This is a genomic window from uncultured Maribacter sp. (assembly GCF_947500985.1).
GTDB lineage: Bacteria > Bacteroidota > Bacteroidia > Flavobacteriales > Flavobacteriaceae > Maribacter.
In genome coordinates this window covers 1-14,314 of record NZ_CANMTX010000019.1, presented here as the reverse complement: position 1 = coordinate 14,314, position 14,314 = coordinate 1, and the positions used below count along the sequence as shown (strand labels likewise).

The 14,314-nt window shown below is 34.6% G+C and carries 6 protein-coding genes and 1 pseudogene; all 7 read left to right on the top strand.

Annotated elements, in window-relative coordinates; translation table 11 throughout:
• A partial coding sequence (locus Q0871_RS18530; protein WP_299326557.1) for a gliding motility-associated C-terminal domain-containing protein occupies positions 1 to 694 on the top strand: 694 nt, incomplete at its 5' end.
• 13 nt (positions 695 to 707) lie between these two features.
• Positions 708 to 1,661 (top strand): type IX secretion system membrane protein PorP/SprF, encoded by a 954-nt coding sequence (locus Q0871_RS18525; protein ID WP_299326554.1) that lies wholly within the window; start codon positions 708 to 710, stop codon positions 1,659 to 1,661.
• A gap of 15 nt (positions 1,662 to 1,676) precedes the next feature.
• Entirely contained in the window at positions 1,677 to 3,617 is a 1,941-nt protein-coding gene (locus tag Q0871_RS18520) for an OmpA family protein (protein ID WP_299326551.1), read from the top strand.
• 298 nt (positions 3,618 to 3,915) lie between these two features.
• The gene (locus Q0871_RS18515) at positions 3,916 to 6,777 is read left to right on the top strand and encodes a Calx-beta domain-containing protein (protein WP_299326548.1); all 2,862 of its coding nucleotides are present in this window, start codon (positions 3,916 to 3,918) and stop codon (positions 6,775 to 6,777) included.
• Between the two features lie 104 nt (positions 6,778 to 6,881).
• A complete protein-coding gene (locus tag Q0871_RS18510; protein ID WP_299326544.1) occupies positions 6,882 to 8,369 on the top strand; it encodes a right-handed parallel beta-helix repeat-containing protein in 1,488 nt (495 codons plus the stop codon).
• Between the two features lie 207 nt (positions 8,370 to 8,576).
• Positions 8,577 to 13,187, top strand: coding sequence for an FG-GAP-like repeat-containing protein (locus tag Q0871_RS18505; RefSeq protein ID WP_299326541.1), 4,611 nt, complete (start codon positions 8,577 to 8,579; stop codon positions 13,185 to 13,187).
• Positions 13,188 to 13,598: 411 nt separating this feature from the next.
• Positions 13,599 to 14,314: pseudogene (locus Q0871_RS18500) on the top strand (hypothetical protein); the annotation flags it as partial.

Here is a 14,314-nt window from a genome sequence, read left to right as displayed (position 1 = left end):
AATAGAGTATACGGTATGTGATGCGGAAGGAAATTGTGACACGGCAACTGTAACAATTACTGTAGGGGAACCGGTAGATCTTGATGTTGTAGATGATTCTGTATCTACTCCAGTTGATACACCAATCGATATAGATATTTTGGATAATGATTTTGGTATCCCTAGTGATGGCACGTTAACAGTAACAGATCCATCAAATGGAACTGTTGAAATCAATGATGGTGGTACACCTGATGATATTTCAGATGATACGATTACGTATACTCCAAATGATGGTTTTGAAGGAACCGATGTAATAGAGTATACAGTGTGTGATGCTGAAGGAAACTGTGATACGGCAACGGTAGAGATTACAGTTGTTGACAATAATCCTACAGAAACAGACGATGATCCTATCGAGGTGAATCAAATGGTAACTCCGAATGGTGATGGTAGAAATGAATTCTTATTTATTAGAGGTGTTGATAAAATTCGTAGCAGTACATTAAAGATTTTTAATAGATGGGGTGTTGCAGTTTATGAAGGTGAAAATTATAATAATCAAAATAATGTGTTTGATGGTAGATCAAGAGGTAGGTCTACTTTAAGTACAGATGAATATCTTCCAGCCGGAATATATTTCTATATATTTGATTATACTACCTTTGAAGGAGAAAGCAAAGTAGATAGTGAATATCTGTATATTAGTAGATAATAGTTTATAAAATATGAATATTAAAAATAAGTTTTTAATCCTGTTTGGAGGTTTGTTGCTAATGTTTAGTAGCGCCGTTGCCCAGCAAGATGCGCAGTATACACAGTACATGTTTAATACAATGAGTATTAATCCAGCTTATGCTGGCTCAAGGGGTCAGTTGAGCATTACAGGTTTACATAGGTCACAATGGGTAGGTTTAGAGGGAGCTCCTTCAACGCAGACATTTAATATTCAGTCTCCTATTAGAAATAGTAAACTAGGATACGGATTTTCAATTGTTAATGATGAAATAGGTGAAGGTGCTGTTCAAGAAACTTATTTTGATGCACTAATTTCCTATACAATAGACGTATCTGCCGAAGGTAAATTATCATTTGGATTAAAGGCAGGTGGTAACTTAATGAATTTAGACTTTAGTCAGCTTCGAAATTTTGATGAAGAAGTTGTAAGAACTGATAATATTGAAAACAGGTTTTCACCCAATGTAGGTGTTGGTCTTTACTACCATTCAACTAAATTTTATGCAGGTCTTTCTGCGCCAAATTTATTTGAAACGGAGCATTTTGATAGTTCACAGCAAGATGCGAATGATACTCAGTTTTTGTCTAAAGACAGAATAAATTTCTATTTAATTACAGGTTATGTTTTTGATTTGAATGGAAACTTAAAATTTAAACCAGCTTTATTGACTAAAGTTGTAGGAGGAGCTCCATTACAGGTTGATTTTTCTGCAAACTTTATGTTCAATGAGAAATTTACTTTTGGGGCGGCATATAGATGGGATGCTGCTGTTAGTGCAATGGCTGGATTTCAAATTTCAGATCAATTCATGATTGGTTTAGCTTATGATAAAGAAACTACAGATTTAGGTGGTACACAATTTAACGATGGATCATTTGAAGTACTCTTAAGATATGAATTGGTAAAATCATTTCAGAAATTGGTTTCACCTCGTTTTTTCTAAATGGCAAACTTATATATGAAACATAAAGTAAAATTTATTTTAGTACTCTTGATGTTCTTTCACGGATTAACTGAAGCTCAAGAACGCTTAATTCAAAAAGGAAATGAGAAGTTCGATTCGTATTCTTTTAGTCCGGCAATAGATATTTATAAAAAGGTATTGGATAAGGGCTACGTCTCTGCAGATTTACTAAGAAAATTAGGTAATTCATACTATTATAATGCCGATTACAAGGAAGCTGCTGAAACTTACAAACAACTCGTTACAGATTATTCGGAAGAAGTTACTGCCGAGGACTACTTCAAGTACGCTCAATCTCTTAAAACCTTGGGAGATTATGATACTTCTAGTGGTGTAATGAACAAATTTATCGAGATTACTAAGGGTGATGGTCGAGCCAATGCATTTAATGATGATCGTAATTTTATGTCAGAAATTGAGGAAAATTCTGGAAGATATAATTTAGGTCCTTTCGAATATAATTCTCCTTATTCAGATTTTGCACCGTCCTTTTATAAAGAAGGATTAATTTTTTCTTCTGATAGGGATACAGGTAATTTTGCAAGATATCGTCACACATGGAATGCAAAAGACTTTTTAGATTTATATGAAGTAAATGCAGATAGTTCATCTATAGATCATGTAAAAAAATTAGATGAAAATATAAATACCCGCTATCACGAATCTACATCCGTAGTTACAAAAGATGGTCAGACAATGTATTTTACACGAAACAACTCTGAAAAGAGGAAAACCGTAAAAGATGATAAAGGCATTGTTAGGTTAAAGGTTTTAAGAGCTGTATTAACAGATGAGGGTATTTGGGGAGAAGTTGAAGAGTTACCTTTTAATAGTGACTCTTATTCTGTCGCAAACCCTGCTTTGAGTCCAGATGAAAAAACTTTATACTTTGCTTCAGATATGCCTGGTACGTTAGGAGAATCAGATTTATTTATGGTTGCTATAAATGAAGATCGATCATTTGGTCCCCCTGAGAATTTAGGTGCAAATATCAATACCGAAGCTAGGGAGACTTTCCCTTTTATCACAAGTGAAGAGGTATTGTACTTTTCCTCAGATGGGCATCCGGGTCTAGGTGGCTTAGACGTTTTTGCAACTAAAATAAAAAGAAAGGATTTCTCAACTAAGATTTTGAATGTCGGTAAGCCCATTAATACTAGTAGTGATGATTTCACCTTTATTTTTAATGAGGAGTTAAGAACAGGTTATGTAGCATCTAACCGCGAGGAAGGTTTGGGTTATGATGATATTTATAGCTTTACAGAAACAAGACCTCTAGTGTTTGATTGTTTACAAAAGGTTTCAGGTACAGTAAGAGATAAAATTTCTAATGAAGTTTTAGTTGGAGCGACTATTAAGGTTATCGATGAGAATAATGAAGAGGTATTATCTACGATTACAGATTCTGATGGTAATTATACTTTGGAACTTGATTGTAATAAAGGAAATTTTGTAAGAGCTTTGATGGAGGGTTATGTGCCTTTTGAAGAGTATATAGGAGTATCTGATGGAAAACCAAAAATCATAGATTTTTATCTTGAAAGAGATAATATTACTGCTGGGTTTGGTGATGATTTAGCAAAGCTTCTTCAGTTGAGTACCATTTATTTCGATTTTGATAAATACAATATCAGAAAAGATTCGGAGGTAGAGATTGAAAAGGTGATTGCTGCTATGGAAAAATACCCTAGTTTAAAAATAAAGGTTAATGCACATACAGATAGTAGAGGAACAGAAGCTTATAATTTGTGGTTATCAGATAAAAGGGCAGAGTCAACTGTAAATTACATGATTAAAAAAGGCATATTGAAGGACAGATTATTAAGTGAAGGTTTTGGTGAAACTAAATTACTTAATGAGTGTTCTGATGGAGTTAAATGTTCGGCAGTTAAACATGATGTAAATAGAAGATCAGAATTTATAATATTAGAATAATAAATAATTCTTACTGTATAAAAAGCAACCAATTTATTGGTTGCTTTTTTAGTTTTTATCATATGAGTTTTCGACTACAAAAAATCGAGCAACTACTATCTATATTAGGTTGTAATCGATAAATCGCAGCAGAATAATAATGTTATTTTTTATTTTCAAACAGCACTATTAACCTACTACATTCGGTAATACTACCAGTTCACAACAAATATTAGTCGTGGGCTCTTCTTCTAGTTAATTTTATGGATGATATTGATTGTAGGAATTTTTTACTTTTCAATACCCCCATTTTTTAGTTATGAGTTTAAGACAGTTTTGTTATTTTATATTTTTAATGATTTCTACAGGTTTCTATGCCCAGGAAACCTATTTAGACACATTTACCAGTACCTTTTACGGAAGTAATGAAGGAACTCAAAATTTTAGTTCTGATTGGATTGAAATTGGAGATGACGGTAATGCCTGGGGTGGTCGTATACAAATTACTGGTGGTCAGTTACGTTTTAGAAATATAGATAATAGGTATATCTATAGGTTTGTGCCTTTAGCAGGGGCTTCATCTGCTACCTTAACTTTAGATTATGATGCTAATTCTGCAGGGGGTGAGGCAATAGATGTGTATATATATAATGCAGATACTAATCAATGGGGTTTTGTTCAAAGAATTAATAGTGGAACAGGTACTCTTACCTATAATTTAACAGCTGCCGAAATCGCTTCTAATCCTGCTATCATATTCTATCGTGGTGATACAACTTGGGAAAATAATGATACTATTTTTATTGATAATGTTCAATTTTCTGCAACATTTGGTTCAGAAGTATTAGTTGATGATGTCACTGTTAATGAAAATGCAGGTACGGCAACCTTTACCGTAAGACATGGTGGTAGTGCTGCTAGCGGACCTTATAGTGTTAATTATACAACTTCGAATATATCTGCAACCGCAGGTCAAGATTATACGGCTTCAAGCGGTACTTTAAATTTTGATGGAACCATTTGGGATACGGAAACTATAACTATTTTTATTACCGATGATACCATATTTGAAGGCGATGAAACATTTCAATTTTCATTTACGTCAACTTCAGATTCCAATGTAGATATTACAGATACGGCTATTGGTACTATTTTAGCCAATGATGCCTTAATTATTACAGATGGGGGCTCTGCAACTACTTGTGATGACATATTTTTAGATTCTGGCGGCATAAGTAATTATTCGGATAATGAAGATCTGGTTTATACCATCTGTCCAGATACAGCTGATAATTATACTCAGGTAAATTTTGACCAGTTTGATGTTATACTCGGAGATATTCTTTATGTGTATGATGGTAATAATACCGGAGCCACTTTAATAGGGCAGTATGATAATGATAATGTACCAACGCAAATTTTTGCAACCAATGCTAATGGATGTTTAACATTTAGGTTTACGTCTAACAACAACACTACTGGTAACGGTTGGCAGGCAACTGTTAGTTGTTCTCCTCCAGGACCAAAGATTGTGGTAGAAGATGTATACGTAGATGAAGACTCTGGTAGTGCTATATTTACAGTGACTCATGTTCGTGACCGTCATGGTTTTAGTTGGTTTTTTGGCTTTGTTGAAACTCCGTTTACCGTAGAGTATATGGTAAGTGATGGTACAGCTACTAATGGTAGTGATTATATTTCCGTAAACGGTACACTTACATTTACAGGGGAAGTGGGCAATGTTCAAACCTTTTCAGTACCTATTGTAGATGATGGGGTACCGGGGTTAGTAGAATTTTTTACTGTTGGGTTCTCTGATGCTACAGCCCAATACGCCACTGTAGATTATAGCGACACTGCCAATGGTTACATAAATTCTCAAATTTTAGCCAATGATCCATTAACGCTATTTCAAGAGTTTGATGGCTATTATGATTATTCTACAACTGGTGGTTCATTAAGAACAAACGACAATAATACCGATGCTTGTTCAATTACTACATCATCATCGAATACGTTAATAGCTCCAATACCTAATACGGGTACTGTTAAAAAAGCATATTTGTATTGGGCACATTCAAGTACAGTAGTTGATGGTAGTGTAACTTTTGAAGGACAAACCGTTAATGCGAATTTTCTATACCAAACAACACTTACCAATAGAAATTTTTATGGCTATGTTAGTGATGTTACAGATATTGTAGCGGGTATAGCAGATCCGTCAACTAACGTTTTTGATTTTTCTGGTTTATCCATAGATAACTCGAATACATATTGTTCATCGGCAACTGTTTTAGGAGGGTGGACACTATTTGTGTTCTACGAAGATCCTAATCTACCTGCGGTAAACATTAACTTATATCAAGGTTTTGATGGTTTAAGTAATGACGGTAATTCATTTACACTTGATGGTTTTTATGCCATTGCAGGTGCTGGTGCAAAAGCATCATTCTTATCATGGGAAGGAGATTCTACATTAGACGGTAATAGTTCTGGTACGACAAACCCTAATGGAGAAAGATTATCCATTACTAATCAGGCAAATCAAGCACCTTTTGTATTATCAGGAGATGGTGGTCAAACGGGTAATAATGCCTATAATTCAACTATGTATGATAATACCACAACACCAGATTATAATGTAAATACCTCATATGGTGTAGATTTAGATACGTATGATATTTCAACATATATTTCACCAGGAGATTCGCAGGTTACTGCAAATGTAGATGTAGGTCAAGATTTTTTAATATCTGCTGCGGTAGTGCTAAAAGTACCTTCGAACCTAATTGTGGGTACTGTTTTTGAAGATGTTAATTATGGTGGTGGTCAAGGTAGAAATATGACGGATGCCAATGGCGTTGGTTTAGCAAATGCAATTGTAGAATTATATGAAGATGATGGTACTTTTGTAAGAAGAACGACTTCAAAAGTAGGTGGTGATTATAGTTTTGGTGGTATGTCCGATGGTGATTACTACGTTAAATTGGTGAATTCTACGGTTAGGTCTAACAGAGATAATGGTATTAACTGTACTACTTGTGTACCTATACAAACATTTAGAAGTTACGGAGATGTCAATAATACAATTGAGGTGTTGACCGAAATTGGGGGAACAGATCCCACTGCTTTTAGTGATTCGGCCTTAGGGGTTTTGATGATTCTCAAAGTTTATCTTTAGTTAGTATAGCAAGTAGTGGTGTTGCAAATATTGATTTTGGATATAACTTTAATACAATTGTAAACACGAATGTATTTGGTCAGGGTTCATTAGAACAATTTATTTTGAATAGTAATACTTTGGGTGAAACAATTCTAGATATTGAAGCGAATTCAATTTTTGATCCTGGAGCAGGAGAAGATGTGTCTATTTTTATGATACCACCAACTGGTGATAGTTTTGGCAGAACCGCAGACGTTAATTTTACAAATGGTTATTTTGATATTGAAATTTCTAAAAATGATCCTCTATCGGTAATAACAGGTAGTACTACCATTATAGATGGTAGAACGCAAACTGCATATTCTGGTGACACAAATACAGGTGTAGTAGGTTCAGGTGGAGATGCTGTAGGTATTTCCAATACTATATTACCAACATATGAAAGACCGGAAATTCAAGTTCATCGAGAAGATGGCGACGTTTTCATTAATGAAGGTGATAATGTAATTATAAGAAATTTAGCGATTTTTTCAGATAAGTCCTCAGCCATAGTTGCAGAAGATGGTTCACTAGAAGTCACCCAAAATTTAATTGGCGTGAATGCATTAGGTAATAATTCGGGAGATATAGATGTTGGTGTAGAAAATAAAGATGGGCAAATTAATGTTAATGGAAATTATCTTGCAACAATTTTGGAATCAGCAGTATTAATAGATGGTGGCAGTTCAAGTTTAATTCAAAATAACCATTTTGAAAATAATGGTAGTTCACCATGTGATGACGCTATTTTACTGGAAGATGGTTCAGGTGTTGTTATTCAACAAAATCTAATAGAAGCATCAGCTTCCACAGCAATTGATGTAGAAGATAAAGTAACCGGTGTTTTAATAACAGAAAATTCCTTAACAACCTCAGGTCAAGATGGAGGTAATTGTCAAGGAAATCCACAACAAATGGCAATTAAGATAGAAAGTGATGGTTCATCTATTTCTAATAATGTTATTTATCAAAATGGTGGAGCAGGTATTGCAATTGTTGATGGTACTTCAAATTTAATAAGTCAAAACTCCATTTATGCAAATGGAACGGTAACGCCAAGTTTGGGTATTGATTTAGATATGGACGGTGTAACATTAAATGATACTTCAGATTCAGATTCAGGTCCAAATAATTTAGAAAACTTCCCTGTTATTAACTCTGCTTTTATTTCTGGAACTGATCTAGTAGTAACCGGCTGGGCATCTCCAGGAACAACTGTAGAAGTGTTTTATACAGATATTAATGAAGGTACAGCGACCTTAGGTGATAATCAGTTAGGTTTAACACAAGACTATGGTGAAGGTCAAACATATATAGGTACAGCAATAGAAGGTAGTGGTGATGACCAAGACGGAACAACTTCTTCATATGCAGATATTGATGGTAACGCTGACAACACCAATAAATACAAGTTTGTTTTTCCTTTACCTTCAGGAACCGTTGTAGGTGATTTAATAACAACTACAGGAACAAGAAGTAACTCGACTTCTGAGTTCTCACCAGAAATTATCATTAGAGCTCATACGGTAATTACCAATAGAAATATTACGTATCGTATAAAAAGTAATTAAATTTTCGAAAGTAAATTCTTACAAATAATCTTTGTTAACCCTTTGTTTTATTAGGGTTAACAGCTTAGGCAACACTTTATCGATGGTTAACCTTACTCTGAACACCATTGGCAACATTTATTTCTTGACTTCACCTTATTGGCTGAATTTTATAATATCAAATTTAGCCAAATAAGTCCCCCATATTGGCATTGTAAAAATTTTACCATGAGGGTTTCTCTTATTAAGAGGATAAATTTAAGTTATTTAGGCTTTTTCATTATTGCCTTATCTTCAATTTCAAAATTACAAGCACAAACCACTTTTTCAGAAAGCGCATCTTCTTATGGCTTAGATTTAGGACAAAATAAAGATGGAGGACATGCTTGGTCCGATTTTAATGACGATGGGTTATTAGATGTTTTAGTATTAGAAAATAGTAATAGTTCATCCGTTAAAAGTTTTTTAATGCGTCAAGGTCCTGCTGGGACATTTACAAATGTACAGGCAACATTAGTGCCTGGAATGTTGGGAGATTATGCAGAAAGACAAGCAGTTTGGGGAGACATTAATGGTGATGGAAAACCAGATTTTATGATTAACTCTTCTGGTAATTCAAATTCTAGAAAAGCAATCCAAATTTTTATTCAAAATACAGACGGAACCTTTGGTGATGGTATTGGAGGCTCAGCACCTATAACTATTGGTAGAACAGGTGCAACTATTAATATTTCTGGAGTTAATTCAGAAGGTACAGGTTTCTTTGATTTTGAGGGGGATGGAGATTTAGATGTCTTTTTTGATAATCACGGTTCAGGAATAGAACTTTTAAGAAATAACTATATAGATCATACAACGCACACAGTTGTTAATCCTGTACCTTCAGCGTTATTTACACATATAACTCCTGGTAATGGTAATGGAGTGGTAGAATATGGATTAAACCAATTTGCTACAGACGGAGATTATGGTTCAGCTGCTGATGTTAATGATGATGGTTGGGTAGATATTTTTATGCGTAAACGAGATGAGAATGATTTTTTCTTAAACCAAGGAGGTACTTTTACAAGTGGAGCAGATTTAGCTCAGGCAGCAAACAATAATAAAGGAGCTAATGGACTTTGGGATTTAGATAATGATGGTGATCTAGATGCAGTTTGGACAGAAAATGGTTTAACACAAATATTTAGAAACGATGGTCCAGGAGTTTGGACTCCTTTAGGGGCACCTACATTTCCAGGCTTGCCACAACCATCTAATACAAATAACGGAAGTTCATCAAATGACATTGATGGTCTTGCTGCTGGGGATATTGACAATGATGGAGATATCGATATTTTGTTTGTTGGTGATAGTAGAAGTTATCTTTTTATTAACCTATTAAATAGCCCTACACCAGCACCAGGAGTTATTGGTAGTGGCTCTGCTATGAGTTTTTCATTGGATTCTGAAACCTTCAATAGTGCAAATGGCGAAGGAACAACTATGGTTGATATTGATGATGACGGGGATTTAGATATTTACATGAACATCAATGGTAGTTCAAATCAACTTTTTATAAACAACTTACCGGCAGCAAACAGAAATAATCATTTACTTATTGATGTAACAGAAGACCGTGGAGCTAATGGATCAACAGGTGGGTTGCCAGCAAGAGTTGCAATTGGGACCAATGTTTTAATAAAGGATTGTGCTGGAAATATTATTAGTGGTCTAAGGCAAGTAAATGGAGTATACGGACATGGTACACAAAGTCCGGAAGAAGTTCATTTTGGACTTCCTTTAGGAGAGAATGAAACCTATATTATAGAAGTTCGTTATCCAAATTTTTACGATGCAACAGATCCTAATGGATTCTCAAGATTAATATCCACTATAATAGCAACGCCAAGTACAATTCCAGGAACAAATCATTATAGTTTGTCTACAACAGATGCAGAAATTGTTGAAAATATAAATGCTCCAATAGCAGAGGATGATTCTGTCATTGTTCCTATGGGGAATACGGTATCTGTTCAAATAAGCTTGTTTGATAATGATTCAGAACCAGATGGTGAAGATTTCTTTATAGAAAGTGTATTACAGCCGGCTATAGGCTCTGTTGTAATTGACGATGCAGATTTAGGTTTAGTTACTTATACATATAGTGCAGGAACTCTATTTACAGGAACTAGTTTTGATTATACCATTACAGATTCTACGGTTTCTATATGCCCAGCATTAGGTAAAAACGATACAGCAACAGTATATATAGAAGAACCTTGTGCAGATTTATCAGGTGTAGACACAGACGGAGATGGTATTAATGATATATGTGATTTAGATGATGATAATGATGGTATTTTAGATAGTGTTGAAAGCCCAAAGACAGTCCTTTGGGTAACTCAAAATTCTCCAAATTCAGAGGAACAAAACACTATAAATAAACTAATAGAATTAGGGTATACGGTTACCGTAGTAGATGATAATGTTGGTGGTAATGCTAATGATTATGCTGTAACTTTTATTTATGAACGCGTAAATAGTGGTACGGCTTATGCTAATGTTGATAATTTAAACTCCACCACAAGAGGTGTAATAACTAGTGAAAATGCACTTTATGACGAAATAATAGGAACCACCGGTTCAACAGGCAGTACCTCTACCAATTTTATAAATATAATAAATAATACCCATCCAATTACCTCTGGACTCACAACTGGTAATTACGATGTAGGAGATGCTGACTTTTATGTAAATGGAGTGGTTTCAGGGACAGAATTAGGTAGGCACCCAAATGGACAAAAAGATTTTGTAGTTTGGGAACCTGGAGATCTTTTGGATACAGGTATTGCTCCAGGGAGGAGAACTATATTGCCACTTACTAGAGGTTTTAATACAGCAGGAGAAGATTTATTAGTAAAAGCTATTATTTGGACGGCTGGAATTGATACTGATAAAGACGGAATTACTAACGATTTAGATTTAGATAGTGATGGTGACGGAATTCCAGATAATGTAGAAGCGCAAACTACTTTAGGATACATTATATCAAATAACGATTCAGCTGCAACATATGCAACAAACAGTGGTGTAAATTCGGCTTATTTAGGAGGACTTACACCAACAAATACAGATGGAGCGGATAATCCAGATTATATAGATTTAAATAGTGATAACGAAGGTCATAATGATACCACAGAGGCAGGTATAGCATTGGCAGGAGAAGATACAGATAATGATGGTCTAGATGATGCAATTGATACTGATTTAGTAGGGTATACAGACCCAGGAGGTACAATTGATAATCCTTTAACCCCCTCGCAATTATTATTAGATAATGACAATGATGCAGCAATAGGAGGCGATGTAGATTTTAGAGATGCTTCGGATGATAGACCAGATAATGATAATGATAACATTGTAGATGCACTAGATTTTGATGATGATAATGATGGTATCTTAGATACAGATGAAGGCTGTGGAAACCTTATTATCAATGGTTCTTTTGAACAACAAGATTTTACAGATGCAATAGTTTTCTCAGGAGGATTTACAGATGCATCAGGAACATTTATAGGAACAACGTATAATACAAATACTTTAGCAGGCTGGACCTATACCCAAAACCAAGATGGTTGGGTAGGAGCTCAAAGTCCTGGTTGGTCATCCAACACCTTTGCAGATAGCTATCATGGTAATCAGTACATAGATGTTATGGGGAATAATAATGTTACTGGAGGTGTAAATAATGTTTTGTCTCAGGTAATGAATACTACCGTGGGTAATACTTATAAATTTTCATTTTTTTGGGGAGAAGATGTAGGACATTCTGCAGGTTCTCAGGTGACTTTAGATGTTAAAGTTTTAGACTCAGGTAATAATGTACTTATAAGTCAAACACTATTAAACAAAGCAGAGGGTGTTATTGCAGGAATAATAGGACCTAAAAAGTGGTTTTATTTTGAACGAACTTTTGTAGCTACAACCACACAAACAAGCGTATCATTTGAAGCAACCCCTAGTTATACTGCAGATGGAGCTGCCTTAGATTTTATAACTGTAGAAGATGTAAGTACTTGTCGAGACACAGATAATGATGGTATTCCAGATAGCATGGATTTGGATAGTGACAATGATGGTATTTATGATGTTATTGAGGCAGGTCATAACGTAACTCATACAAACGGAAAGTTAACAGGAACAGTTGGTTTAGATGGTGTTCCAAATAGCGTACAAGCGTCAGGTCAAGAAGATTCAGGTACTGTTAATTATACTTTATTAAACTCGGATATAGATTCTAACTATAATTTTATTGAAATAGATAGTGATGGTGATGGTTGCAACGATTCTGATGAAGCATATGGAGATGTGAACGCAGATATAGATAATAATGGAATGTATGGTTCAGGTTCACCAGTAGTAAATGCAGATGGTTCTGTAAGCGGAGCTTCGTATGCTTTACCAGCAGATGGAGATAACAACGGAATCTTCGATTTTTTACAAGTAGCAGTTGCTCCGGTTATTACAGATCAACCACAAGATCAAACCGTATTAACAGGCGATGATGCTACTTTTACAACGTCAGTTACAAATGCCGATTCATTTCAATGGCAAGTTAGTATAGATGGTGTAATTTTTACTGACTTAGTAAACGATATTGATCATACCGGAGCTCAAACAGCATCTTTGACAGTATTGAATGTCCCAAAACAAAAAGAAGGATATTCTTATAGAGTATTGGTTTCAAATAGTAGTAACACTTGTACTGTGATAACTTCAAATGCATCGTTACTTTCTATAAAAGTTAGAACTGTTATAACAAATAAACGAATAACATATCGTATAAAACCCAATTAAAGATAGTTCGTTATTTTGAGTAATTATAATACAAAAGTGCATGTTGTCTGTGGCATTAAATTATCAACGTAAGATTAAAAATTAATAAAAAAATCAACATTTTCAAAATGTTGATTTTTTTTATGTTTTATGAGATTATTTGATGTGTGAATCGAAAATTTTTGATTTTTTCCAATAACGATAACTACCCAAATAACAACACATCTTCGACGAAAAACAATCAAAAATCGTAAACATTTAACAAACCTAAACCTCACCTTTTTAGAAGTATATAGCGTAAATATCGGCTTACACAACATTTATTTTAGGGTGCAGTACTTATAATGAATATTTGTGTAATGTGAATACCAGCGATTCGTCTTGTACAAAATAGATAAGATACTTCTGGAGCGAACATTTTGAAAAACCTATATGACCAACGAATTATTGAAGGTGGAATTGAATAATAAAAGTATGAAGAGTCAAACTACTACAACCCTAAGTAATACCATTAAATTTATAATGGTACTATTTACTTTACTAATATCTGGTATCTCTATGGCACAGACCACTGTTACCTTAGAAGACCAATGTAATTGTGAGGTGCTCCAAGGAACCGATGTTTCTGCACCAGGGGTTTCAACTCCGGCAGGTGCAGATTTAGGAGATCTGTATGTTAATACGGATACTGGAACTATTTATTATTGGAATGGAACCACTTGGGAATTGACATCTACTGATGATCAGCAATTGCAAAATTTCACTTTTGATATATCTACAAATATTTTGTCATTAGAGATTGAAGATGGAAATGTAGTTACTGCAAATTTATCGAGTTTGAATCTAGTCGAAACACTAACTACTATTATTGCCAATACGGACGGTACGTTCACATATACGGATGAAGATGGCGTTGATACGATCATCGATGTTACAGATTTAGAGACCTTGACAACAATCGCTTTAAATGCGGATAATACGAATATCGATTATACGGATGAAGACGGATTGGTAACCCAATTAGATCTATCGGCAATCGTAGCGAACTTAGAAGCGTTGACTACGGTAGTAGCCAATACGGACGGTACGTTCACATATACGGATGAAGATGGCGTTGATACGATTATCGATGTTACAGATTTAGAGAC